Source organism: Paenarthrobacter sp. RAF54_2 (assembly GCF_052113945.1).
In the GTDB taxonomy this organism is placed as follows: domain Bacteria; phylum Actinomycetota; class Actinomycetes; order Actinomycetales; family Micrococcaceae; genus Arthrobacter.
On sequence record NZ_JBFRDV010000029.1, the window covers coordinates 27,205 to 52,661 of the forward strand.

Genomic DNA, 25,457 nt, shown 5'->3' on the forward strand with positions numbered 1-25,457 from the left:
GCGCTTACATATACGCGTCAAAAAGGTTCGCTTTTATTTACTTTTCGTCGTAGATACATTGGCTTCAGGCAGCCCACTACTAAAGAGAGAACCGATGAGCCTCATATCCGACGTCACTACTCCCCTGATTGCGGCAGACCCCGTCAACCTCCAACACGCGGATGCCGTCATTCAATCCATCAGCCTTCCCAGCTCGGGCATCGCAGTCCACGATCCTGCGACAGGTGAGACCATAGCCCATGTCCCCGACGCCGATGTCGAGGCCGCACTGGAAGCTGTTGCGACGGCCGACAAAGCTGGAGCGGCCTGGTCCAAGAGCAGTCTTCGCCATCGCGCGGACGTGCTTCATGCATGGTACGACAAGCTCGTGGCCCACACTGAGGATCTCGCTCACCTGATTTCGCGCGAAATGGGCAAGCCGCTGGCAGAGGCACGCGGCGAGGTCAAATACGGCACCGACTTCGTTCGCTGGTACGCCGAGGAAGCCGTGCGTCCCGGAGGGAACTTCCGCGAAACGCCGGATGGTGGTGCTAGCCTCCTGACACGCCGCTCCCCCGTCGGCCTGGCGGTACTGATCACGCCATGGAATTTCCCTTTAGCGATGGCAACCCGAAAAATCGCACCCGCCCTGGCTGCAGGATGCCCCGTAGTCATCAAGCCCGCGACCCTCACTCCCCTCACGACGTACTTTGCCGTACAACTCGCCGTCGAAGCCGGGGTTCCCGAAGACCTGATCCAGGTCATCACCACCTCAAAATCGGGGGCGTTCAGCGAAGCCGTCCTGCTCGATCCAAGGGTCAGGAAGGTATCCTTCACAGGATCGACGCCGGTGGGCCGTCAGCTCCTGAAGCTCGCCTCCCAGAATGTTCTCCGAAGCTCAATGGAGCTTGGCGGCAACGCTCCGCTCATCGTCTTCAACGACGCCGATCTRCAGCGGGCAGTGGATGGAACGTTTGCCGCAAAACTCCGCAACGGCGGCCAGTCCTGCATTGGAGCCAACCGGATTTACGTCCAGGACGGAATAGCGGATGACTTTGTAGCAGCGCTCACCGAACGCTTCGCCCAGGTCGCTGTGGGAAGCGGCCTCGGACAGCAGACTGGGCTTGGCGCGCTGATCGATGACCGTGCTGTCGCTCAAATGCACTCCTACACCGAGAACGCCGTTGCTCTGGGCGCCACCCTGCTCACCGGCGGCCACGGATACGATTCCGTAGGCAACTTCTTCGCCCCGACCGTCCTGGACGGCGTTACGGAAGATTCCGACGTCGCCCAGTCCGAGATTTTCGGACCCATCGCGGCGATACAGCGCTTCAGCTCCGAGGCCGAAGTAATCGACCGCGCCAACGCCACAGAATTCGGACTCGCCGGCTACGTCTTCACCGAGAACCTGGACCGCGCCCTCAACGTCGCCGACAGTCTCCAGACAGGGATCGTCGGCATCAACCAAGGCGTCCCATCCAACGCAGGCGCCCCCTTCGGAGGCGTCAAGCAGTCAGGTCTCGGACGCGAAGGAAGCGCCGAGGGCCTGGAAGAATACGAGAACATCCGCTTCTACAACGTGGCGCGACGCGCCACCGCATAACGCGAGCCCGCTCCTATCTACATACCCCGTTGAGACCGGCGCCTGTTGGCGTCGGTCTCAACGTTTTGCGATAGATCGCCTTGAATCAGGTGGAAATGCACGACGCCGGCAGGTGCCTCCCGTGGCTAACTCTGAGGTTAGGCCTCAGGGGTTCCGGGAGCGGAGACGTCCAGGACATCTTCCAGATGTCGGCGCAGTCGCTTGACGATTTCGGCAAGGGTGTCCAGCTCTTCGGTGCTGAGCGCGTCTATGAACAGCTCGCGTACGAGCCGAAGATGTGGCGCAGACGACGCGCGGAAAGTGCGTGCGCCGTCGTCGGTCAGTTCCACCACGGCGCCGCGACTGTCGTTACTGGACTTTTTCCTGCAGATGAGCCCCCGACTCTCCATGCGCCCCAAATGATGGGAGAGCCTGCTCCGCTCCCACCCAATTCCTTCAGCCAGGGCGGAGGACCTGAGGCGATGCCCCTCCGCTTCGCTCAGTCTCAGGAGCACCGAGTAATCCCCCGGTGATACGCCGGAGGTGGCCTGGAGCCCTGCTGCCATCGCCTGCTTGACTTCCTCACTTGTCTCCACGTACTCACGCCAAATAGCAAGCTCATCGGCAGTTGGACTCCGCCTGACGCCGTTGCTGCTTTGCTTCATCACAATTTTTCCCCTCGCTTGACATGTCAACAATACCGGGTGATGATTGACGCGTCAATTAGGTAATTGACGCATCAATTAGCTAAGGGCCGTGAGCACGTGATCTTTGGTTTGGATACTTTCGGTGATATCCCCCTGGACGATGCAGGCATACCAGTGAGCCACGCCCGGGCCATCCGGCAATTGGTGGATGAGGCCGTGATCGCTGATCAGCTCGGCGTGGATGTCTTCACCGTTGGCGAGCACCACCGCCCGGAATATTCGGTGTCGTCCCCGGAAACTGTGCTGGCCGGGATGGCGACTGTTACCTCCCGTATCCGGCTTGGATCCGGCGTTACGGTGCTCAGCTCGGACGATCCGGTGAGGGTCTTCCAGCGGTTTGCGACCGTTGATGCACTTTCCAATGGTCGTGCCGAGGTCATCTTGGGCAGAGGCTCCTTCACGGAGTCGTTCCCGCTTTTCGGCTATGACCTAAAGGACTACGACAAACTCTTTGAGGAAAAGATTGAGCTCTTCGCACAACTCCTGAAAGAGAAACCCGTCACATGGAACGGCTCCACGCGCACGCCGCTGGTTGACGCGGATGTCTATCCGAAGACCGAACACGGGCTCAAGACCTGGGTCGGCGTCGGAGGCACACCCGCGTCCGTGGTCCGGACAGCAAAGTATGGCTTCCCTTTGATGCTCGCCATCATTGGAGGTCAGCCTGAGCGATTCACGCCCTTCATTGATCTGTACAAGCGGGCTTCCGCAGAATTCGGCACCACAGCATGGCCTGTAGGAATGCACTCCCCCGGGTTCATAGCCGACACGGACAACGAAGCCAAAGAGATCTTCTGGCCCCACTACAAAATAGTCCGTGATCGGATCGGAGCACTCCGCGGCTGGCCCCCCGTCCGCCGCTCAGACTTTGAAGCGGAAATCGAGCACGGCTCCATGTACATCGGATCCCCGGAGACGGTGGCCAAGAAGATCGCCCGGGCAGTCGCCGCAATGGAGATTGGCCGGTTCGACCTCATCTTCACTTCCGGAGCCCAGCCGATCAGCCACCGGCTCAAAGCAGTAGAACTCTACGGCAGCAGGGTAGTTCCCATGGTCCGCGAAATCCTTGCGGATAATGACCACCCGGCCGGTTCGTAGTCACACCTTCCTCAAGAAGCCCATGGGCGCGCGGCGAAAAGCCAAACGTCATCGTTAACCTGGCCTTGGCCATTCTTGCCGCTGGCGTAGCGATCTCCCGCTTCGGACCTTTCGGCTTCTAATGTTGTCTTGGCCTGGCTAAGGGCCGGACATCTGCATTGGCTGCAGTTGTCCGGTCCAGGCCGACGGAACCCTTGGGCACCAACCGCCAAGCGTTGGGGGGTCATTGGCAGTTATTTGGGTTCCGCTGCATTTAGTAAAGACCAACATGCAAACTTGGTGCACGAGTAGTCAGTACTCGTCTTTCGTCCCTATTCGCGGCCGCGCTACCTGTTACGCTCCCGCCACCTTCCAGCATCACATTCGCGGCACGTTAATCCTGCCGTCCCGGAACGTCTGCCGATAGGTTGATACCCGAGGGCCTGCATGGGTCCGCAACAACCATGACCCTTACCAGGAATGGGCCTAAATGATCTCCTCATCACTGAGCAAACGAGTTCTTGCCGCTATGCATGCGCTGTCGTTGACGGGCCCCGGCGTCATCGCTGCCCTGCCTGTGACCACTGTGGCTGCTGGCGGCGCTGCGCCTGCAGCGGCCGCAGATACCCGCCCCCTCCACCACATTGATATGGATGGAATCGTCTCCCTGATCGGAATGCCGTACGTAGGGTCAGAGCTTCGAATGGGTGCTCCAGCAGAATTCTCGGGCTGCGACAAGACTGAAGCAGCGCCTGCTGGCTACACGATCGAATGGCTCAGTAATGGAACTCCTCTTCCTACAGAACGTCAGGTGGAACCGCTCAAAATTCTGCCTGAGGACCGCGGGAACCGACTGTCCTTCAACGTCTACGCCACGACTCCGGAAAAGCCACAATGCGGCGACTCCCTGCGGGGCGATGAAAACACCCTGCTGCACAGTAAGGAGACCGCACCAATTGCGGCCTCCAACCGGGCAACGGGTTGGACCGGGCGGGGCAACTTCGAGCTGCTGGGCCGTACTGACGACGGGGACCTGGTCCTCTATCCACGCACGTATACCTATGGTTTAGGAGCCTGCGACGCAGGACTGTGCCCCAGTTATGAGGTGGCGCAGTGGGATGAGCCCAGGCTTGTTGGCACCGGATGGGACGTCTTCAACATCGTGTTCTCACCCGGCGATTTCGACGGCGACGGCAATAACGACATCCTCGCGCGGGACGCGAAGGGAGACCTCTATTTGTATCCGGGTGATGGCCGCGGAGGCTGGCTGGACAGAAAGGTCGTCGGCACGGGCTGGAACATATTCGACACGATCGTGGGCGCCGGCGATTTCGACGGAGACTCCATCAACGACGTGCTCGCCCGCGACGCCGACGGTGATCTCCACCTGTACCCCGGCGATGGCGACGGTGGCTGGAAGCGACCACAGGTTGTGGGCACCGGGTGGCAGGTCTTTGACAAGATCATTGCCCCCGGCGACTTAAGCGGCGACGGTAATGTTGATGTCCTCGGACGTGATTACAGCGGCTACATGCACGAATACCGCTCCAATGGCCAAGGAGGTTGGGAAGGGGCTGGTACCTGGGGCCCTGGCTGGGACGCGATGTCCGAGATCATCGGCGTCGGCAGCTATACACACAACCTGGGCGAGGCTATACATTGGGGGCACACCGTGACCCGAAACGACACTATCGCCATCAACCCGGACGGCGACCTGCTCAAGTACAGCGGGTTCGTTCCCACCGACGAAACCATTGGCACCGGGTGGGACATTTTCCGTTCCCTCATCTGAGCGTGACTTTCCAACACTGGCCAACGGTCATCCGAACAGCATCCAAGGGAGTCTGACGCATGCGCACGCATTTGACGCACTGGGGAGCCTTCGAAGCCGAAAGTGACGGGAAAGCTCTGCTGTCTGTCAGACCTTGGTCCCAAGACCTCGACCCCCGTGACCTCTTGGACAACATGGCGTCCGCACAACACCACCCGACTCGTATACTGCGCCCTGCCATTCGTGCTGGCTGGCTGGAACATGGACCCGGAAGCGGGTCTGGCCGGGGAAATGAACCCTTTGTTGAAGTTTCCTGGAATCGTGCAATTGAGTTGGCCAGCGCAGAACTGGGGCGGGTCTACTCCGAAAAAGGCCCTTCCTCTGTGTATGGATGTTCATATGGCTGGGCCAGCGCCGGCAGGTTTCATCACGCGCAAAGTCAGATCCACCGATTCTTGAACGGGTTGGGGGGCTATGTTTCCGGCGTAACAGACTACAGCTACGGCGCCTCTGGTGTGCTTCTGCCGCACGTCATCGGTGCTTCGCCCAACCAGGTCATGGCTGGCGCAACCTCATGGGAAGTAGTAAGTGAGAAGACAGAGCTCTTCGTTGCCTTCGGGGGAATTTCCGAGAAGAACAGCGGAATTGCTCCTGGCGGAGTCGGACGCCATGTTGCAAGGGCCGCAATCCGGAAAGCAGTAGCTCGGGGCTGCCGCTTCATTGACGTGACGCCGATAAGCGACGACACGTACAAGGAAGCCGGTGCCGAGTGGATCGCGCCGATACCTGGAAGCGACGCCGCCCTGATGCTGGCCCTTGCGTATGTACTGGACAATGAAAAACTCGCCGACGAGAAGTTCCTCGCCCGGTATTGTGTCGGTCTTGATGAATTCCTGCCCTACATTCGGGGGGATGTTGACGGTGAACCAAAAAATCCGAGCTGGGCTGAAAAGCTGACGAGGGTTCCGGCGATTCGAATTACCCAACTCGCACGTGACATGGCTGCATCACGAACCATGATCAATCTGAGTTGGTCCATGCAGCGGCAACAGCACGGTGAGCAGACAATATGGCTCGGGGTGACCCTCGCCGCGATGCTTGGACAGATCGGGTTGCCTGGCGGAGGGTTCCAGCACGGTTACGGTTCCTCCGCAGATGTAGGACTACCTTTGGGTGTCTCCAGTGCGCCTTCATTTCCCCAAGGCCGCAATCCCGAGACTTCATACATTCCTGTGGCCCGGATAGCCGACATGCTGCTCAATCCAGGAAGCCAGATAGATTTCAATGGCAAGCAAATCACCCTGCCAGAGATCGAGTTGATTTACTGGGCCGGCGGTAACCCGTTCCATCATCATCAGGACTTGGCACGATTCCGGAAGGCATGGGCCCAACCAGCTACTGTCATCGTGAATGAACAGTTCTGGACCAGTACAGCACGCCATGCCGACATCGTGCTTCCAGCAACCATGTCGATCGAGCGAAACGACTATGGAGCGGGCCGAAATGACCCTTCGTTTTTCCCGATGCATGCACTGACTGAACCTGCCGGCATCGCCCGCGATGACTATGATATTTTCTCCGCAATAGCAGCAAAGCTTGGAACAGTTGACGCGTTCACGGAGAAACGCGACACTATGGGTTGGCTCCGCCACCTGTACGGACAATGGAGCAGCAAGCTCAGCGAACGAGGCGTCAAAGTCGTCGATTTCGAGACGTTCTGGGAATCAGAGAAGATCGAGATCCCCGTCATTGAACCCAGCCAGGTTTTGCTCTCGGACTACCGTCAGAATCCCGGGAAGTACCCGCTCGGAACACCGAGTGGAAAGATCGAAATATTCTCCTCGACAATTGCCGGTTTTGGCTATGCCGATTGCCCGGGCCACCCCGTGTGGATCGAGCCTGACGAATGGCTTGGCTCGTCAAGCGACTATCCCCTGCACCTCATTGCCAACCAGCCAAAGACAAAACTTCACAGCCAACTCGATGTAGGGGCCACAAGCCAGAAATCCAAGATCCAGGGGCGAGAACCCATACGAATGAACCCGGATGACGCGGCAGCTCGCGGCCTTGAAAACGGACAGGTTGTTCTCGTGCGGAATGATCGGGGAAGGTGTTTAGCGGGTTTGACTATCAGTCCTTCTCTGCGGCGGGGTGTTGTTCAGCTTTCGGCCGGAGCTTGGTACGATCCGGCACCGAATGACCCCTCCTTTTGCAGGCATGGGAATGCCAATGTCCTGACAGCAGACAGGCCGTCATCAAGCCTGTCACAGGCCACGACGGCGCAACACGCGCTCGTCGAGGTCGAAGCGTGGTCGGCTGAGATCCCCGATCTCACGGTGAGAATTTCCCCCGTTTTGATCCCAGAGCGATAGCACCTTCAGTGGTTTTGTCCACGGTCAGGGGCCATGTAGGCCCCTGGCCGTAGATAATACAGTTCCCGAAGTGGGACCCGAACGGCGATTCCGGCCTCGAAACGCTGGACTCTTAAAACGTGGAGGATCCTATCGCCGCGACTGGAAGACCCTAGGCATCGATCACCATGTCGGTCCGCGCTGTGGAGCAGCAGGGCAGGAACTTGCCTGCATCGATTTCCCTAGCCCGGATCCCGCCTTGGTGGTTCATTTCCACTTCACCGGAAAGCTTGACGACCTTGCACGAGCCGCACATGCCTTCCTTGCAGTTCGCCCCGATCCTGACGCCCGCACGCTGGGCCGCCCCCAGGATGTGTTCTGTGGGATCGATGCGCACATTGATTCCGGTGCGCATAAAGGACAGGGTGAGGCTCCCCGTTCCGACTGTGTCGAAGCTTGAGGCATCCGGGGACGCTGCCTGCGGCACCGCGTCCGCACCGCCGTCGAGCGCTTCCGCACTAGGTGCATCCGGATCGATGGTTTCCAGCGGAAGTCCCCCGGCCTTCAGGGTTCCCTCGGCGTCGTAGCCTGGCTCGTAGAGCCCGAACGCTGTGGGCTGGCTTTCGTAGTAGTCCTCCGCGGAATCGGCGATTTCGTCCGCGATTTCCTCGGCAATGTCCGCTGCTAGCGCGAGCTCCGCCTGGTATTCAAGGATCGTCTGGCGGTCTCCCGAAAAGAATTCCATGTAGATGGAGGTGTCGTCGACGCCGACCTTCCCCAGGAGCTCCGTTGCGGTGTTCAGGTAACCCTCCGGACCGCAGGCATAGACTTGGCGGCCGTTGGCGTCGGGGGCCACTTCGTCCAACATGGCCGCCGTCAGCCTTCCGGTGAGCCCTTCCCACCCCTCCGGCTTGCTGCGGTCGCCAAGGGAGTAGAAGACCTTGACCCGCGAATCCACGGAGGCGATGTAGGCCAACTCCTTGTGGAACGCAAAGCCTCCAGCCTCCGCGCCGTGATAGAGCACGATGACGTCGGCGTGCCCGGGCAGGGAGTGGATGGTCCGCACCATGGACATGATGGGCGTGATCCCTGCGCCGGCAGCCAACAAGAGGTAACGTGCCCGGCGGTCGGCATCGGGCAGGTGAAATGCCCCAACCGGGCCGAGCATGTCCAGGACGGTGCCGGCTTTGATGTTCTCGTGCACCCAAGGAGAGACAAGGCCCGTGGCGTCGCGTTTGACTGTGATGTTAAAGGTCCACGGCTGAGTTGGCGAACTGGACAGTGAGTAACTCCGGTCCACCGGATCCTGGTCCTCGCCGTTCACGGGAAAGGCGACGTTCACGTACTGCCCCGCACGGAACGCCAGCGGCGCACCGTCGCAGCGGCGGAACACGAAGGTCATCATGCCGCCCACCTCGGGAACCACCTCGACACACTCGGCCATGAACTCCTGGGGATGCCAAGGGCCCAGCGCGCGGGCAGCGCTGGCGGGTCCCTCGGTGCTTCCCATCACCCGGTTCCAGGGCATCTCAAGGCCGCGAATGCGCTGCGGTTCCTGGACTGCCGTCTCAGTGAGGAGTTCAATCATGCCAGGTGCTCCTGGACACGCTGCACGTACCAGTTAATGAATGCCTCCACCTGGTATTCACTCTTCATGTACGGGCCGGGCTCGTAGGCGGGGCTGCCGGCGCCCGTCTGGCACAGCTCCACGAACGCCTTGTCCTGCAGATTGGTCTGCTTCCAGGTGTAGGTGAGCTTCTCCAGGTCGTAGTCGACACCTTCCACGGCGTCGTCGGCTACCAGCCACGTGGTGCGGACCAAGGACTGGTGCTCGTTGATGGGGAAGACCCCGAACGTGATGACGTGGTCGCTCTGGAAGTGGAACCAGCTGTTTGGCTGAAGGTGCATCGAGCAGCGGCCAAGCCGAAAGTCGGGCAAATCGCCGAGCAGCTTCTTGGAGAGCCTGTGCCCATCGGGCGAGAACGATTCGCCGTCGCCGTCCAACGATWCCCGAGAGATACGGATTCCAGCAATTCGGGTGTCGAGCTCTTCCACCACCTCGTAGGGAAGGCCATAGCGGCGGCAACGCTCCTCGAGCGATGCCTGTGCTTCCTTGTTGCGGTCCCAGACCTCTTCAAGGTGGGCCGGGATCAAGCCCTCCGTCAGGCCCCAGGTGGGGAAGAGGGAACAAGCGAGTTCCGGGTGGCCGTCGCAGTGGTAGCACTCACGGTTGTTCTCCATGACGAGCTTCCAGTTGCCCTCTTCAACGATGTTCTGCTGGTAAGCGACTTTCGTCTTGGACAGATCGTGGGGTGCGAGGTAAGGCTCGAAGATCTTGGAGGTCTCGTCAAAGTCGGTGGGCGGTTCGTCCGCAATGCAGACGAAGATCAGTCCGGCAACCACGCGGCTGTGGGCGCGCTTGAGGCCGAAGCACCCCTTGTCGAACTTCGTCTCCCCCGGCGCCGAGGCATGGATCAGGTTGCCCTCCGGGGAGTATGTCCAGGAGTGGTAGCCGCAGACCAGGTTGCCTGTTGATCCGGCGGGCTCAGTCAAGACGCGGGCGCCGCGGTGGCGGCAGACGTTGTGCAGTACGTTCACGCCGCCGTCGTCATTGCGCAGCACGATCAGGGAGTAGGGTCCATAGTCGACGGTGACGTAGTCGCCCGGCTCCGGGAGCTCGGCAATGCTGGCGGCAAAGATCCAGTGCTGGCCAAAAATGGCTTCCATGTCGATCTTGAAGATCGTGGCATCGGTGTAGAAAGGCGCATCGAGGGAATACCCCTTGCGCCGGAACTCGAACAACTCGTTGATCTCTGCCAGCTGCTCTGCAGGCAAAGATGAAGCGAGTTTTCCGCGTGAATTGAKGGGCAAGACTGGAGCAGACATGTGTTTCCTCCCGGGAGGCCTGGGTTAGCGTGCGATTCATGGCGACCAAGGGTGCTTGGGTGCAACCGATGTTGTTTTCAAAATCCTTGTAGTCATGAGATTAGGGACCAATGAGCTGCAACAAAAGCGCAACATTTGGAAGATAACCATGCACAATAGGTGCATGATCGATGCGAGACTCATCACACTTCGAGTGTTTGCCCGCTGCGGCACCATTGGCGCCACCGCGGAGCTCACAGGCTATTCTCCCTCCGCCGTCTCCGCGCAGTTGCGCGAGCTCCAGCGCGTGCTTGGAATGCAGCTGCTGACGAAGGACGGCCGGGGGGTGCGACTGACCGCCACTGGCCGCTTTCTCGTGGCGGGTTCGGACACCCTCATTGCCGACTGGGAGAGCCTGCGTGCAGCCGCCATGGAGGCTGGCGACCAGGTGCAGTCCCATTTTGGCCTCGGCGGATTCTCGACGGCGGCCGCCCAGTTGCTCGCGCCGCTCGCCGCGACCCTTCGCTCAACACGTCCCCTGCTGGAGGTGCAGGTCCTTGAAGCCAATCCTGCCCGCTGCTTCGACTTGTTGGTTGCCGAGCGGATCGACCTTGCGGTCATCGTTGCCATGCAGTCCGACACTTACGCTGAGGACGATCCCCGCTTCGAACAGACCGTCCTGCTCGATGACCCCCTGGACGTGATCATTCCCTCTGACCATCCGTTGGCATCGCGGGAAACAGTGACTCTCCAAGAGCTGGCGTCAGAACCCTGGATCACCGAGGCCGCCGGCTCCACCTACCATTCCCTCTTCACCGCGGCGTTCACCGCGGCCGGGGTAACACCACGAATTGCCCATGAGGCCGTTGAGTGGGAAACCCAAATCGCCTTCGTGGGCGCAGGGCTGGGCGTGGGCCTGCTGCCGCGACTGGCGCCGCTGCGTAGTGCAGAAAACGTAGTTCGCCTCCGTATCACCGGCAGGGGTAAGCCCTCGCGCCGCATTGTCGCCGCGGTGCGGCGCGGCAGCATCACATCGCCCCTGGTCCAAGAGTCGCTTGGCATCCTGCAGCAAAGCGCCCATCGGATTCTCACTGCCCGTCCCGAAGACGATCTCTGAAGTCTTTGTCTGGTCGCCTCGCCTAACGTAGCAAGCGCGGAGTAACGCGCGTTATCGACTGAGTATGTGTTTGAGGTTACCCGCGTTACTCCACGCGGTCAATCACCACGTTTGATTCGGAAAGCGCCACCTAAGAGGGCTAAAAGAAACCGTTGACTTGTCCGATGGACTTGCCATAGCTTCTGACACTGACAACGTTGTCTAAGTGGGGATAGGCACGCCGCGATGAAGGGCGACCGAAAAAAACAATGAGAAAACTCAAGATCAAAAGCATGCGGGTAGCAACGTCTGCGTTTACGTTGGCGGGACTGACGCTTACGGGCGTCATGGCTGGTGTGACACCAGCCTCCGCGGGACCAGAGGTGGGAAGTGAGCAATTTCGGCCTGCTTACCACTACACACCCGCGAAGAATTGGATGAACGATCCCAACGGGATGATTTTCCATAAAGGTGTCTACCACCTCTTCTACCAGCACAACCCCTCCGGCAACACGTGGGGAAACATGTCCTGGGGCCATGCGACGTCCAAGGACCTGGTTCACTGGCAGGAGCAGCCCCTCGCTCTCTCAACCGACGCACAGGAAGATGTATTCTCCGGCAGCATTGTGGTTGACAAGGACAACACAACCGGCTTCGGGACGAAGGAAAACCCCCCGCTGGTGGCCGTCTACACCAGTGCCTACAAGGAGCCCTCCCCTAACCGGGGCCTGCAGGCCCAGTCCTTGGCGTACAGCCTGGATGACGGCCAGACCTGGACCAAGTACTCCGGCAATCCTGTGCTGAACCGCAATTCAGCAAACTTCCGCGACCCGAAGGTCTTCTGGTACGACAACCCGTCCGGCGGCGGATATTGGGTCATGACCGCAGTCGAATCACAGGATCACAAGGTCCTCCTGTACAAATCCGGCAATCTCAAGGACTGGACTGCCCTCAGCGAATTCGGACCCGCCAACGCCAGCGGCGGCCAGTGGGAATGCCCTGATATGTTCCCGCTCGCGGTGGATGGGGATACGAACAACATCAAGTGGGTCATGGTCGTCAACATCAACCCCGGCGGTGTCGCCGGAGGCTCGGCTGGACAGTACTTCGTGGGCAACTTCGACGGCACCACGTTCACCTCCGAAACCACGAAACCAGCCACAGCGGCACCGGCCGGCACTGTCCTGGCCGGCTTCAACGACGGCACCTACAGCGGCTGGACCGTCAACAACGAACCCGGCAACTGGAAGAACGGCCCTTTCGGCGACGCTCCCGCCGCCGGTTCCCTGCCCGGTCAAAATCCGGTGACCCAATTTGGCGGCACAGGACTGATCAACTCATTCAACGACGGCGACTGGCCACTGGGTTCCATGCAGTCACCAACCTTTACCGTGACCGACGACTACCTGAATTTCCTCATAGGCGGCGGCAAGCACCCTCGCGTCTCCGACAAGCTGGACAACACCCCGCCCCCAGGAGAACTCAAGTTTGACGGCTTCGAGGTACCAGATGGCACAACGCTGGCCGATGCCGGCTGGACCGGCACAGGAGACCTGACCCCCAACTTCCAGCCGGCCACCAGCGGTGGGGACTTTTACCTTGGCGCCAAACGAATCAACACGTTCGAAACCGGCACCGTACCCGGTGATGACCGTCAGGGTACCCTGACATCCCCTGAGTTCCCCATCACGAAGAACTTCATGAGCATGCTCGTTGGGGGCGGCCACCGCTCGGCGGACTCCGGTCAGACCCTGGCCGTCCAGCTGCTCATCAACGGCAATGTCGTCCGCTCCCTGGCGGGCGATAACGCCGGACTGCTGAACTGGAAAGGCTGGGACGTTTCGGAATTCGCGGGCCAGAATGCACAGCTGCGGGTGGTTGACCAAGCTACCGGCGGGTGGGGTCACCTGACCCTTGACCACGTCATGCTCACCGACACCCCCGCCGTCCCGAGGTCCGATGAAGAAACGGTGAACTTGGTAGTCAACGGACAGGTGGTTCGTACGGCCACAGGCAACGACAGTGAAACCCTGGATTGGGCCTCATGGAATGTCAAGGAATTCGTTGGGCAGCAGGCACAAATCAAGGTTGTCGATAACAACAGGTTCGGCTGGGGGCACATACTCGCGGACGAGTTCACCGCAAGCTCCGCAGCAGCGACGTCCCGTCTGGAGTCCTATGACTGGCTGGACTACGGACGCGACTACTACGCGGCCGTCTCCTTCGCGAACATGCCCGACAACAAGCGGGTCATGGTGGGCTGGATGAATAACTGGGACTATGCCAACGACATCCCTACCAACCCGTGGCGCAGCGCCATGTCACTGCCCCGCGATGTGCAGCTGACCCAGACACCTGACGGACCACGCCTTACCCAGAGCGCCGTCAAGCAAGTGGACGATCTCGCGCAAAAGCCCAGCTACGCCGATAAGAAGGGCGGCGCCGTCGCGACCGGAACAACGTCGCTGCCGGCGTCGACTTCGGGCCAGGTCCAGCGTGTGGACATCACCTTCGCCCCCGGCACCGCGAAGAAGTCCGGCATCACCGTACTGGGCGACGGCAGCTCTTCCACCATCATCGGCTACGACGCCATGACCGGAAAGATCTTCGTTGACCGAACAAAGTCCGGAAACACCGCTTTCCACTCGGCATTCTCTTCCGTGGATGACGCCCCTGTCGCCCTCGACACTAAGGGCAATGTCACCCTTCGGATCTACGTGGACCGCTCATCAGTAGAGGTGTTCACTGGCAACGGCCTGCAGACCATCACCGACCAAGTGTTCCCGAACGCCGGAGCCGACAAGATGGGACTCTTTGCAGAAGGCGGTACCGCGCAGCTGAAGTCGCTGACCGTGACGCCAATGGAACAGTCGATGTTCCTTTCCGGAAAGAAGTAGCACCCGTGGGTCCCCTGGCTGCCAACAGTGCAGTCCGGGGACCCACTACGTCATTGCCGTAATACGACGCGGTGGTACCGTCACAAAGCAGCTTCCCTCAAGGTGACCTTTTCCCTTGGCTACGCACCCAGCCCGCCAATTATTTGGACCGCGCAAGCCTCGCTCCTGGTGGCTGGACGTTCGTGTTGAAACCTTGCTCGCTGGCAGCCTTAGTTCGAACAATCGACACTCTCGCCGGCAGCAGGCACCCCAGGGCCTTTCTGATGCCCAGACTCATCGAAGCTGTTGGCCATCGTTTTTATTTATTTCCAAACCTTGACAGGCTGAGTGAGATACATCACTGTTGCGTATTACGGGTGATGTTGATGCATGCACAACCAGCCGCATGTAGATCAAGCCCGTTCGCAGCAAGAAGATTCACAGTGCCCTAGCGACATCGCGCAAGGATTTGCCCGCGGGCGTCTGGAGCATGGCGTCGATGTAACCCAGCCTTCCCCAAGCCGAGTGGGTTGACTTCGGCGAAAGAACAAGCACCAAAACGTCCACTCGAAGCCCGGCCATTGGTTCGAGCCGCCATAAGCAGGAGTACAGCAATGAACAGCCCCGACATCTCAGTACGGAACCTCTGGAAGGTTTTTGGCGCCGCTGGCGAAAAGGTCCCTGGCGATCCTCAGCTTTCGTCCCTTAGCTCCGCTGAACTGTTGGCAGCCTCGGGCTGCGTGGCGGCCGTCCGAAACCTGAGTTTCGACGTCGCAAAGGGTGAGGTCTTTGTAGTCATGGGTCTTTCGGGATCCGGCAAATCAACCCTTATCCGCTGCCTCACACGGCTCATCGAACCCACGTCAGGGCAGGTAATGGTGGACGGCAAGGATGTCCTGCAGGCAGGCGTCGGGGAGCTGCGGGAACTGCGCCGGCGCAAAATGTCCATGGTGTTCCAGCACTTCGGACTCCTGCCCCACCGGACGGTTTTGGACAACGTCTCCTACGGGCTGCAGATCCGTGGGGCGGCCAAGAACGAGCGCTACGGCCGGGCTCGGGAAATCATTGAACTGGTTGGACTGAAGGGGTACGAACAGCACTATCCGGACCAACTGTCCGGCGGGATGCAGCAGCGCGTTGGCCTCGGCAGGGCGTTGGCTGGCGATCCAGACACTATCCTTTTCGACGAGCCCTTCTCGGCACTGGATCCCCTCATCAGGCGTGACATGCAGGCCGAGGTCATCCGGCTCCACAAGGAAATGGGTAAGACCATGGTCTTTGTCACCCATGACCTTTCCGAGGCACTCAAGCTCGGTGACCGCATCCTGATCATGCGCAATGGCGAGATGGTCCAGTGCGGCACCGGGGATGAGTTAGTGGGATCCCCCGCCGACAAGTACATTCAGGATTTTGTGTCCGAAGTTCCCCGCGCGGACGTTCTGACCTTGAAGTGGATCATCCGTCCCGTGACGGATGGAACGCCCCTGGATGCTCCGGTCCTCAGTTCCGGGATGATCATCCGGGACGCCATAACAGCGGTGATGCATTCCTCCTGCCCTGTCCTCGTGGAGGACGAAACAGGCAGGATCATCGGGCAGATCGACCGTGACAGCATCCTCTCAGTGCTGCAGCCAGCGGAAGCAGCGGCCTGATGACTACGCTTGTCCGGGACCAGGAAAAGGTCAAGCCAACATCGTCCCCTGTCAAGGAACCGCGCCGCCGTCCCAGCCGCCGCACCGTTCTGCTGGTGGGCGCGGGCGTCGTCTGGATCCTGGGATTTCTGATCCTGCACGGGACGTCAACTCTGACTTTGCCTGCCTCCGAGCTGACTGATCTGCATCGTTCGCTGAACCAGTTCAACGCCTGGGTCGCTGCCAACCGCGCGGACAACCCGATCTTCCTGTATGTCTTCACGCCCCTGCGGGCAGTGGTGGACAACGTCGCCAACCTCTTCATCACGCTCTTTGCCGCAAGTTCCACCGGTCTGCGACTGCCAGAAATTGGCTGGTTTGGAACCGTAGGACTGCTTGGCTGGATTGCATTCGCAGTCGGGAACGCCCGCGTGGCCCTCCTGACGGTAGTCGTCTTTACCTTCTTCGGCTTCCAAGGTCTGTTCGTCGAGGCCACTTACACGTTCGCTCTGGTCCTCACCGCGGTGCTGCTGACACTACTGGTCGGAATCCCGCTCGGTATCCTCGCCGGCGTCTCCACCCGGGTTGCTACGGTCATCACGCCGGTGCTGGACTTCATGCAGACGCTGCCCACGTTCGTTTACCTGGCACCCTTGGCACTCATCTTCCTCATCGGCCCGGCCTCGGCCGTCATTGCTACCGTCATCTACGCCGCGCCTCCGGTCATCCGCCTTACGGCCCACGGCATCCGGAGCATCCCGGAGAACACCCGGGAGGCATCGGACTCGCTGGGTACAACGGGCCTCCAGCGGCTGCTTACCCTGCAGCTTCCCATGGCCCGGCGGACGGTTGTCATGGGAATCAACCAAAGCACCATGGCGGCTCTATCCATGGTTACTATTGCGGCACTGATTGCCGCTCCAGGGCTTGGCCAGGTTGTTGTCCGCGCGTTGCAATCGCTCGACGTCGGCACTGCAGTAAATGCCGGCCTCTCCATCGTCCTGCTGGCGATCGTGCTGGACCGGGTGACCACTGCGGCCAGCCGCCGTGCGGAACCCGGCGCTGCCCGGAACGGACGAATCTCCCGCAGGAATCGATACATACTCTTGGGCGTCACGCTGGGCCTGACCTTGGTCATGGTCCAGTTGTCCAGGAGCTCATTGTGGGCCGCGGCTTTCCCCAAAGACTTCAACATCGGCCCGGCGATCGTTCAGGCCGTAAGCTCCGCAAGCCAGTGGATGCAGAACAACCTGTCCCTGTTCACGGTGTCCCTGCGGGAATCCATCACCACTGGCATCCTTAACCCGTTCCAGTCCCTGCTCACGGACACGCCTTTCTACATCCTCGTGGGCGTCATTGCCCTGGCGGCATACGCATTGGGCGGCTGGAAGCTCGCCGCCGTGACCACCGCCTGCCTTGGTGTCATCATCTACCTCGGCCTATGGAGCGATTCCATGGTCACCCTCGCAGGAACGCTGGTGGCCACCGTRCTGGTCATGGTCCTTGGTGTGGTCTTCGGCGTCGCCATGGGCCGTTCGCAAAGGGTGGACCAAGTCCTGCGGCCAATACTCGACGCCGGCCAGACGATGCCAGCGTTCGTCTACCTCGTTCCGTTCCTGGGACTATTCGGCGCTACCCGTTTCACGGCGATCATCGCAGGCATCATCTATGCAGCTCCTGTCGCCATCAAAATCACCGCCGACGGCATCGCAGCGATCTCCCCCACCGTCCTTGAAGCTGCCATTTCCAGCGGATCAACGCCATGGCAGGTCATTACCAAGGTCCAGCTGCCGATGGCCAGGAAATCCCTGGCACTCGCCGCCAACCAAGGGCTGATCTACGTCCTTGCCATGGTGGTCGTGGGTGCCCTGGTCGGTGCAGGCGGACTCGGGTACGACGTCGTCGCCGGCTTTGTCCAAAGTTCCCTGTTCGGCAAGGGCCTGGCCGCCGGCCTTGCCATCGTGTTCCTCGGCATCCTGCTTGACAGGATGACCCAGGCTGCAGCGGCAGCCCCGATACGGAAAATTGCCTCGGCCAAGACCCCCTCAACCTAGTCGCTCAAAACAACAATCCAGCCCGCCATACTCCCACCCCCAACAAGGAGACCCGACAAATGAAAAAAGTCCCACCGCTGTTGAAACGAACTATCCCGCTGATGGCAGGAGTCGCCGCGGCCGCTTTGCTGCTGACAGGCTGTGGGGGTGCTTCCGTGAACCAGGTGGCCGCCGCCCCCGCAAGTGGCGGGGATGCACCCTGCGGAGCTGTTAGTGTCGCGATGAACGCTTGGGTCGGCTATACGGCCAATGCCGCCGTGTACAGCTATGTAGCGAAAAACCAGCTTGGCTGCACTGTGGTGCAGAAGGACCTGAACGAGCAGATTTCCTGGCAGGGTTTCGCCTCCGGTGAGGTGGACGTGATCATGGAAAACTGGGGCCATGCTGACCTCACCAAGCAGTACATTACGGATCAGAAGGTGGCTGTAGATGCCGGTGCCACCGGCAATGAAGGCCACATCGGCTGGTACGTACCACCATGGATGGCAGAGAAGTACCCGGACATCACGGACGGGAAGAACCTGAACAAGTACGCCTCGATGTTCACTACTTCCGAGTCCGGCGGAAAGGGCCAGGTCCTGGACGGCGACCCCGCTTTCGTCACGAACGACGAAGCCTTGGTGAAGAATCTGAACCTGGATTACAAGGTGGTGTTCTCCGGCTCGGAGGCTGCCCTGATTCAGTCGTTCCGGACGGCGGAGCAAAACAAGACGCCGTTGCTGGGCTACTTCTATGAGCCACAGTGGTTCCTGTCCCAGGTTCCACTTAAGAAGGTCGCCCTGCCGGCCTGGACCGAGGGCTGCGATACCGACGCGGAAAAGGTCGCCTGCGATTACCCGACCTATACCCTCAACAAGGTCATTTCCAAGAAGTTCGCGGACAGCGGCTCACCTGCAGCCAAACTGGCCAAGGGCTTCAAATGGACCAATGATGACCAAAATTCAGTTGCCACGGATATCCAGGGCGGCATGACGCCTGAAGCCGCAGCCAAAAAGTGGGTGGACGCGCACCAGCAAACGGTGACGTCCTGGCTTAGCTAGAAGGAACCGGACGACGGCGGCACTCGGGCGAGTGCCGCCGTCGCACTTTTCTTCGGTACAGGACGGGAACACTAAACGGCCGGAACCTGGCCATTGAACCGAACCAGCCCACAAGGCATTGTTGGAAGCGACAGCTCCGGAACCAACCACAGGAAGATGTGAGGTCTGAGATGAATGATTCCCCAACGCTGGACGACGGAACCTCTGAAGGTCATGACTCGTCGCTGTCCTTTAACGAGTGCTGGAATTTGCTGGCTGCGGCGACAATAGGCCGCCTTGGCCTGGTGGTGGATGACCACCCCGAAATCTTCCCGGTGAATTACGTTCTCTTTGACCGTCACATCGTTTTCCGCAGCAGCCCCGGACGGAAACTGTGGGGAGCAATGGCGTCCAGGCCCGGGGTTTTGGAAATCGATGGGTACGACGCCGCGACAACGGAAGCCTGGAGTGTCGTCGCCCGCGGTGAAACAATTCTCATGACAGATCCCGACGAGACAGCGAAGGTCGATGCGCTGGGACTTGAACCATGGCAACCTGGCCCCAAGGATAACTACATCCGACTGGTACCCCGCGCCCTGACAGGCCGGCGGTTCAAGGTCAACCCACCCGACGTGTGGCAAACCAAAACAAATGATGCCCGACGTGCCTCATTCGAATAGATCCTCAGTGGACAGGCCTTCTCAGGCCGGCGAAGGGGTTCATGATCATTGATCGGACCGTCGTCCTGGAGGTGCGCCGGCTTGCTCCGCGGCGCGGGCGGCCATCGCCCGGGCGACATGACTGCGCGCGTGCTCGACGGCCGGGGCCAGGTCCTCGAACAGGTGTTTGTGGTGGCGTAGGGATTCCAGCACTCCCACCCGCGTGACCAAGGCAAGGTGCCGGGCCTGGATTCCCTTGATCAACACTGTGATTCCGCGCCGTTCCAGTGCATTGACGATGTCGGTGATGACCCGCGCCCCAGTAGCATCCAGGACTTGGAGTTGGGACATGCGGATAATGACTGCGTCAACGTTGCGGATAGCACTGACGCGTTCCAGAACACGCTCGGCGGCGCCGAAGAACAACGCCCCATCCAGTCGAAACACGGCAATGTGTTCATCCCCGTCTTGGACAGGACCGGGAATTTCCTCACGGTGCACCCCGCTGGACTTGACCATCGTGCGCAGGGCAAAGAAGGACGCGACGGCGATGCCGATGGCCACGGCCTGAATCAGGTCAAAGGACACGGTGATCACGGCAGTGACAAAGAAAACGACAGCATCTGCCCGCGTGGACCCGATCACACTGCGCAGGGTGGCCACGGAAACCATGCGGGTGGCGGTGATCATCAGGACACCGGCCAAAGCAGCGAGCGGAATCCGCGAGACTGGACCCGTAGCAAGGTAGACAACGGCCAGCAGGACTACGGCGTGGATGACGGCGGACAGCCGGGTCCGGCCGCCAGAGCGGATGTTCACTGCTGTACGGGCGATTGCACCGGTGGCAGGCATACCGCCGAAAAACCCGGAGCAGATAGAGGCCAGGCCTTGGCCCAGGAGTTCGCGGTCCGCATCATAGGGACCGGTGTCAGAGATCGAGGCGGCGACCCGTGCAGAAAGCAGTGACTCGATCGCAGCCAGCGCTGCGATCGTTGCGGCCGGGGCTGCCAGCGCTGCCACAGTGCCCCAGTCAAGGGCGGGGGCGACTGGGGACGGCAGCGCGCCAGGAAGTGCGCCGATCCTCGCCACCGGAAGGTCCAGAACCTGGGCAGCGACGCTGGCCACGATGATGGCGAGGAGGGAACCGGGAATCTGCGCATGGATCCGCGGTGCGGCGACCATGATCACTGCTACCAGGACCACCAGAGCCACTGGAGCCCACAAGGCGGCCGGCGACGTCGTCGCCAGCCCCTGGAAAGCCGAGACAGCCGCGTTGCTGCTGGGCCCCGCGTGCACTCCGAATGCAGCGGGCACCTGCTGGAGGAAGATGATCAGCGCGATGCCCAGGGTGAATCCTTCGATCACCGGCCAAGGCAGCAAGGTCACCACGCGGCCGAGTTTAAGGACACCAGCGACGATGACGATGGCCCCGGCAAGGACCGACACCGCCGCCAACGCGCCGATGCCGTGAGCTGCGATAACCGGGCCCAGGACAACCACCATGGCGCCGGTCGGCCCGGATACCTGAATATTGGACCCACCGAAAACAGCCGCAACAATTCCGGCGATTACCGCGGTAATCAGTCCACTGGCCGCTCCGGCCCCGGAGCTGACTCCAAAAGCCAGAGCCAAGGGCAGCGCAACGATTCCAACGGTAAGCCCGGCAACGAGATCCCCCTTCCACGACCGGGGAAGTTCCGCATAGTCCCGCCAGGACGGCAGCAGAGCCCGGGCCGCGCGAAGGGCGGTCATCGCGGGGCGCCGGAAGGGGCTGACGCAGAAAGGTTCGCCGTCGAATGTTCAAGCTGTTCGCGGGTGGTGTCCAGCATGTCATGTAGCAATTGCCGGGCCACCGCCAGCAGTTCTGCGACCTGCGGGTAGGCCAACGAATAGAACATTTGCAACGCACGGCGTTCACCGGTGACAAGGTGGTAGCGGCGCAGCACGGACAGGTGTTGGGACAGGTGGGATGCTTCCAGACCAGTCTCGGCCAGCATGTCGGTCACCGATACCTCCGGAGCTGCGCTCAGCAACTCCAAGACCCTGATCCTGACTGGATGCGCCAAACCTTTGAAGAGGTTGGCCTTCACCTCATACAGAGGCGCCCGGAAATCTGAAAGTTCATCCATGCTTGCCTCTCGCCCCATGATGGGAGCCGCCTGACTGATTGATGGTTTCATCATTCAGTGTAACAGCGGTAAGCAAACTGCGCGCGCCAGACAAATCACCCCTCTTGCGCTCCCCGTGCTTTGTGATACGTTTTAAGGGTAATTCGTATCAAGTATCGTACCCTCGTTGGCACTATCTGCCCCCGCTTCACCCGCTGACGCCATGCCTCATTCCAGGCACACTGCAAAACATTCACGTTGACCACGACAGGACACAGCGGAGGCGTACGCCAGCGCTGATAGTTCGAGTTCTCAAAGGAGAGACTCATGAAGCACATCTATGAGCCGAACGTTGCGATATCGATGCGGGACGGAGTGACCCTCGTTGCTGACATCTGGCGCCCACTCGAGGGAACGGCGCCGACGCTGCTCCTGCGGCTTCCGTACAGCAAACGGATGCCATTCATTTACGGCGGGCCGGGAACGAGTGTTCCCAGCCTGATGGCACTCGTGAACGCAGGATATGCAGTCGTCCTTCAAGACGCGCGCGGAACCTATGGTTCTGAGGGTGAGTTCGAGCCTAAGATCAACGAAATCGCTGATGGTCAGGACACAGCAGCGTGGATCACCCGGCAGGGATGGTCAGACGGCACCATCGGTATGTATGGGGCATCCTACTCGGGAATGACCCAGTGGGCCCTGGCCATCAAGGAAACGCCGGGTCTGAAAGCCATTGCCCCCACCATGGCAGCAACGGATTGGTACTCAGAGCTCTGGTACTCAAGGGGTGGCGCCCTATCTTTGAGCCTTGACACCTTGTGGAATGCCATGATGTATGCCAGCGAAGAACAACGGGACCTGGCGAGTGGCAAGACGACTGACCCCGCCGCCCTGATGAAGCTCGGCGGCTCACTGCTGAACCCGCTTTCGCTCAACGATGCCACGCCCATTGCTGATCTGCCGGTGATTGGGAAGGGGCGCTGGTTCGACGATTGGCTGGCCCACCCCGACTTCGACGGCTACTGGGCCGCCCAGGACTGGTCGCCCCTGGTCAGTTCGGTGGAGGTTCCTGTCTTGGCCACCGGCGGCTGGTACGACCTCAAGATCAACGGAACAGTCTCCGACTTCGTTAGGGTCCGCACACAGGGTGCATCCGAGACAGCGCGCGAGGACTCCCGCCTGATAATCGGACCATGGGAACACGTCAGCACCACCGGGCAGTTCGCAGACAGGCACTTCGGGATCCTTGGCGCTGGCGACGTCACCGAGTCGCATATCGCCTTCTTCAACCAGACGCTCCGTGGTCTCGCACCCGAGTCCCCCGCGCCCAGGGTGCGGATCTTCGTCATGGGCATCGACCAATGGCGGGATGAGCAGGATTGGCCGCTCCCCGACACGTCCTACACGAATTACCACCTGCATAGTGGCGGGTCGGCCAACACCCGCCACGGCGATGGCACCCTCCAGTCCGCGGCATCCTCGATGGCGGGCCACGACGAATTCCAGTACGATCCACGTGATCCACTGCCCACCGCCGGTGGCGCCCTTCTTCCGAGTGTGCCGGGATTGGTGGGACCAGTTGACCAGAAGGTTGTGGATGGCCGATCCGACGTCCTTTGCTACACCGGACCCGTCCTCGAGGAGCCCATTGAAGTGACCGGGCACGTGGAGCTCAAGGTGTTCGTCTCTTCAAGCGCCGTGGACACGGATATCACCGCCAAACTCGTTGACGTCTTTCCCGACGGACGCGCAATCAACCTCTGCGACGGCATCCTGCGTCTGCGCTACCGGAACGACCTGTCGAACCCCGCGCCCCTGACCCCCGGTGAGGTGTACGAGGTGACCGTACCGATGGCGGTGACCTCCAACGTCTTCCTGCCCGGTCACCGCATCCGGCTCGATATTTCCAGCAGCAACTTCCCCCGGTACGACCGGAATACGAACACCGGAGGCTTTATCGCCCAGGAGTCTTTGGATCAGGCGATAGTAGCGACCAACCGGATCATGCATGGATCCGAACACCCCAGCCGGCTGGTCTTGCCGGTCATCAACCGCTAGGAACCGCCCGAGCCCCGGCCGCCGTCGAACATTCAATGTTCGACGGCGGCCGGTTAACAGTTTGGGAGGGCACGGCGGCAAGCCGAGGCGCCAAGGAAGAACTGAGGTGTACGGGACATGATACGTTCGTACTCCCAAGCTCAGACAAGGAGGGCTCGTCACATGATGCCTCAAGGTGCCACTTCGGCAACGGGCCGCGCCCGTCGATCCCGCAAGACCGACGACGGGTCCAGGAGCCAGGAATTACTGGTGGAGCTTGAGGCTCTCTTTTTGGCTGAGGGATTCAGCGGTTTGACGATCGAGGAACTCTGCAGCCGGCTTCGATGCTCCAAAACTACGCTCTACTCAGTGGCCAGCAGCCGCGAGCAGATCATCCAAAAAGTTACAAGGCACTTTTTTGAACGGTCTACCAAAGCCATAGAGGCTGGAATTACCGCTGTCGAGGATCCCGCAGACCGGATAATTCGCTATCTTGCGGGTGTCGGCTCCGCCATGAGTCGTAATTCGCGCGCCTTTTACCTCGACATGATTACCTATGAGCCAACCGCGGCGATCTATCGGTTGAATTCCCGTGCCGCTGCCCGAAAAGTTCAAGGCATGATCGAAGATGGTGTGGCCTCGGGAGCGTTCCGGGCCGCAGATGCAGCCCTGGCTGGACAAGCCATTTCTTTGCTGATTGACGGTGTGCAGTCCGGCGAGCTCCTGGAGGCGACGGGACTGACTGCAGGTGAGGCGTTCACGGAAATCGGCGAGCTCGTCATCCACGGATTGACGGCTAAGCCCCAGTAAGTATGCGGGGAAGGTGGGCGAGCACCTTCCCCGCATCGGGGTCTGTTCAACGTATGGAGGAGCCGATCGAGATGCCTCCGTCAACATCGAGAACTACACCTGTGATGAATGCCGCTCCCTCGGAGCCCAGAAAGGCTGCTGCTTCCGCGATGTCCGAGGGGTCACCCGTGTGCATCATCGGGACCTTTTTGATGAGGAGATTCCGTGCTGCATCGTTCATTGATGCAAGCATGGGCGTCTCAATGAGCCCGGGCGCGATGGCGTTGGCAGTTATACCGTCTCGTGCCCCTTCCAGGGCAAGGGTTCTCGTCAGCCCCACCACGCCAGCCTTGGCTGCTACATAGTTGGACTGTCCGAAGTTACCTCTCCAGGACATCGACGAAAACGAGATGATCCGGCCGTAGCGGCGTTTCCGCATCCCCGGGAATACGGCACGCGAGCAGTAAAAGGCACCTTTCAGACTGACGTCCACCACGTCGTCCCAGTCCGCGTCGCTGATTTTCTCGATGCGGTTGTCCCGGATGATCCCAGCGTTGTTCACCAGCACATCGACTGCTCCCTGAGTTTGTTCCACTTCCGAGATCCATCCATTCACCGTGGACGAGTCCGTCACGTCAACCACATTCTGGCTGACGGTGGCGTCGCCGTGGACCTGGATCTGGTTCATGGCCTCGCTGAGCAATACGTCGTTGACGTCGGCCAGCGCCAAGGAAGCACCCTCCGCTGCAAAGCGGCTGGCCATAGCCAATCCAAGGCCTTGCGCAGCCCCTGTTATCGCCACGGTCCTGCCTATATATCGGTCGGTCACCGGGGTCTTGTGGGTTTTCAAGGCGTG

Annotated in this window: 18 protein-coding genes; 12 read left to right on the forward strand and 6 right to left on the reverse strand. The window is 60.4% G+C overall.

Going from position 1 to position 25,457, the window contains the following annotated elements:
* The first annotated feature begins 94 nt into the window (after positions 1-94).
* Positions 95-1,582 carry an NAD-dependent succinate-semialdehyde dehydrogenase gene (locus tag AB4Y87_RS22350; RefSeq protein WP_442006447.1) on the forward strand — a complete coding sequence of 496 codons (1,488 nt, stop codon included), beginning with the start codon at positions 95-97 and terminating at the stop codon, positions 1,580-1,582.
* Positions 1,583-1,719: 137 nt separating this feature from the next.
* Here the strand turns inward: AB4Y87_RS22350 and AB4Y87_RS22355 are convergent, their stop codons facing one another.
* Positions 1,720-2,226, reverse strand: a complete 507-nt coding sequence (locus tag AB4Y87_RS22355) for a MarR family winged helix-turn-helix transcriptional regulator (protein WP_442006448.1) — start codon at positions 2,224-2,226, stop codon at positions 1,720-1,722.
* 66 nt (positions 2,227-2,292) lie between these two features.
* On the opposite strand from AB4Y87_RS22355, the gene AB4Y87_RS22360 reads away from it, so the two are divergent.
* The 3 genes from AB4Y87_RS22360 (at position 2,293) to AB4Y87_RS22370 (ending at position 7,488) form a co-directional block, all read left to right on the forward strand.
* On the forward strand, positions 2,293-3,366 hold the full coding sequence (locus AB4Y87_RS22360; RefSeq protein WP_442006449.1) for an LLM class flavin-dependent oxidoreductase: 1,074 nt from the start codon (positions 2,293-2,295) through the stop codon (positions 3,364-3,366).
* A gap of 469 nt (positions 3,367-3,835) precedes the next feature.
* Positions 3,836-5,137, forward strand: a complete 1,302-nt coding sequence (locus AB4Y87_RS22365) for an FG-GAP repeat domain-containing protein (protein WP_442006450.1) — start codon at positions 3,836-3,838, stop codon at positions 5,135-5,137.
* A 59-nt stretch (positions 5,138-5,196) separates the two neighbouring features.
* Positions 5,197-7,488 carry a molybdopterin-dependent oxidoreductase gene (locus tag AB4Y87_RS22370; RefSeq protein ID WP_442006451.1) on the forward strand — a complete coding sequence of 764 codons (2,292 nt, stop codon included), beginning with the start codon at positions 5,197-5,199 and terminating at the stop codon, positions 7,486-7,488.
* Between the two features lie 151 nt (positions 7,489-7,639).
* On the opposite strand, the gene AB4Y87_RS22375 is transcribed toward AB4Y87_RS22370, so the two are convergent.
* A complete protein-coding gene (locus AB4Y87_RS22375; RefSeq protein ID WP_442006452.1) occupies positions 7,640-9,055 on the reverse strand; it encodes a ferredoxin reductase in 1,416 nt (471 codons plus the stop codon).
* Positions 9,052-10,353, reverse strand: a complete 1,302-nt coding sequence (locus AB4Y87_RS22380; protein ID WP_442006453.1) for an aromatic ring-hydroxylating oxygenase subunit alpha — start codon at positions 10,351-10,353, stop codon at positions 9,052-9,054. Before AB4Y87_RS22380 ends, AB4Y87_RS22375 begins: the two co-directional genes overlap by 4 nt.
* Positions 10,354-10,516: 163 nt before the next feature.
* Between AB4Y87_RS22380 and AB4Y87_RS22385 the strand changes: the two genes are divergently transcribed.
* From AB4Y87_RS22385 to AB4Y87_RS22410, 6 genes are all read left to right on the forward strand, one after another.
* Positions 10,517-11,449 carry a LysR family transcriptional regulator gene (locus AB4Y87_RS22385; protein ID WP_442006454.1) on the forward strand — a complete coding sequence of 311 codons (933 nt, stop codon included), beginning with the start codon at positions 10,517-10,519 and terminating at the stop codon, positions 11,447-11,449.
* Between the two features lie 272 nt (positions 11,450-11,721).
* Complete coding sequence (locus tag AB4Y87_RS22390; protein WP_442006455.1) at positions 11,722-14,325, forward strand: GH32 C-terminal domain-containing protein; 2,604 nt, start codon at positions 11,722-11,724, stop codon at positions 14,323-14,325.
* 593 nt (positions 14,326-14,918) lie between these two features.
* Positions 14,919-15,956: a quaternary amine ABC transporter ATP-binding protein gene (locus tag AB4Y87_RS22395; protein WP_442006456.1), complete on the forward strand. Its 1,038-nt coding sequence runs from the start codon at positions 14,919-14,921 to the stop codon at positions 15,954-15,956.
* A complete protein-coding gene (locus AB4Y87_RS22400) occupies positions 15,956-17,989 on the forward strand; it encodes an ABC transporter permease (RefSeq protein WP_442006457.1) in 2,034 nt (677 codons plus the stop codon). Before AB4Y87_RS22395 ends, AB4Y87_RS22400 begins: the two co-directional genes overlap by 1 nt.
* A 59-nt stretch (positions 17,990-18,048) precedes the next feature.
* Positions 18,049-19,029 carry an ABC transporter substrate-binding protein gene (locus AB4Y87_RS22405; protein ID WP_442006458.1) on the forward strand — a complete coding sequence of 327 codons (981 nt, stop codon included), beginning with the start codon at positions 18,049-18,051 and terminating at the stop codon, positions 19,027-19,029.
* Positions 19,030-19,199: 170 nt separating this feature from the next.
* Positions 19,200-19,688: a pyridoxamine 5'-phosphate oxidase family protein gene (locus tag AB4Y87_RS22410; RefSeq protein WP_442006459.1), complete on the forward strand. Its 489-nt coding sequence runs from the start codon at positions 19,200-19,202 to the stop codon at positions 19,686-19,688.
* Positions 19,689-19,733: 45 nt separating this feature from the next.
* Here AB4Y87_RS22410 and AB4Y87_RS22415 read toward each other — a convergent pair whose 3' ends face one another.
* Positions 19,734-21,419, reverse strand: coding sequence for a SulP family inorganic anion transporter (locus tag AB4Y87_RS22415; RefSeq protein WP_442006460.1), 1,686 nt, complete (start codon positions 21,417-21,419; stop codon positions 19,734-19,736).
* On the reverse strand, positions 21,416-21,796 hold the full coding sequence (locus AB4Y87_RS22420) for an ArsR/SmtB family transcription factor (protein ID WP_442006461.1): 381 nt from the start codon (positions 21,794-21,796) through the stop codon (positions 21,416-21,418). Before AB4Y87_RS22420 ends, AB4Y87_RS22415 begins: the two co-directional genes overlap by 4 nt.
* A 306-nt stretch (positions 21,797-22,102) precedes the next feature.
* On the opposite strand from AB4Y87_RS22420, the gene AB4Y87_RS22425 reads away from it, so the two are divergent.
* Positions 22,103-23,833: a CocE/NonD family hydrolase gene (locus tag AB4Y87_RS22425; RefSeq protein WP_442006462.1), complete on the forward strand. Its 1,731-nt coding sequence runs from the start codon at positions 22,103-22,105 to the stop codon at positions 23,831-23,833.
* Between the two features lie 162 nt (positions 23,834-23,995).
* Positions 23,996-24,622, forward strand: a complete 627-nt coding sequence (locus AB4Y87_RS22430) for a TetR/AcrR family transcriptional regulator (protein ID WP_442006463.1) — start codon at positions 23,996-23,998, stop codon at positions 24,620-24,622.
* A gap of 46 nt (positions 24,623-24,668) precedes the next feature.
* On the opposite strand, the gene AB4Y87_RS22435 is transcribed toward AB4Y87_RS22430, so the two are convergent.
* Positions 24,669-25,451 (reverse strand): SDR family oxidoreductase, encoded by a 783-nt coding sequence (locus AB4Y87_RS22435; protein ID WP_442006464.1) that lies wholly within the window; start codon positions 25,449-25,451, stop codon positions 24,669-24,671.
* Positions 25,452-25,457 lie beyond the last annotated feature (6 nt).